Source organism: Pseudomonas sp. TYF_14, assembly GCF_043105275.1.
GTDB lineage: Bacteria > Pseudomonadota > Gammaproteobacteria > Pseudomonadales > Pseudomonadaceae > Aquipseudomonas > Aquipseudomonas alloputida.
The window spans coordinates 1-506 of the sequence record NZ_JBICLK010000083.1 but is presented as its reverse complement, the minus strand read 5'-3'; the positions used below and the strand labels follow the sequence as shown (position 1 = coordinate 506).

General features: G+C 56.7%; 1 protein-coding gene. It reads left to right on the top strand.

Annotation, left to right across the window (positions count from 1 at the left end):
* Positions 1–489, top strand: a 489-nt coding sequence (locus ACF8O8_RS22345; protein WP_392510498.1) for a transposase, incomplete at its 5' end; no start/stop codon positions are given.
* Positions 490–506: the final 17 nt, after the last annotated feature.

Here is a 506-nt window from a genome sequence, read left to right as displayed (position 1 = left end):
CTGCAGAGAAGTGTAATCAGCGAACAGTGCTTGAGAGAGCCGTTGGTGTTGCACTCGGACAACGGCACGCCGATGAAATCGGCCACTTTGCTGAGCAAGATGTACGAGCTGGGCATAACACCGTCCCGCGGCAGGCCGCGTGTCAGCAATGACAATCCATACTCGGAGGCGCTTTTCAGAACACTGAAGTACTGCCCGCAATGGCCGACCAAGGGTTTCGAGACCTTGGATGCTGCACGATGCTGGGTGCGTGATTTTATCCGTTGGTACAACCACGAACACCGACACAGCCGAATCCGCTTCGTCACGCCAGCAGAGCGTCATCGAGGTCAGGACAAGCAAATCCTTGCCCTGCGCCACGAACTCTATGAGCGCGCTCGAAGCAAGAATCCGGAGCGATGGTCAGGACGCACTCGCAACTGGGAGCCGATTGGTACCGTGCTGCTGAACCCTGATCGAGAACAACAGCACGTGAAGCAAGCCGCATAGTTGGATGGTTGACGCGA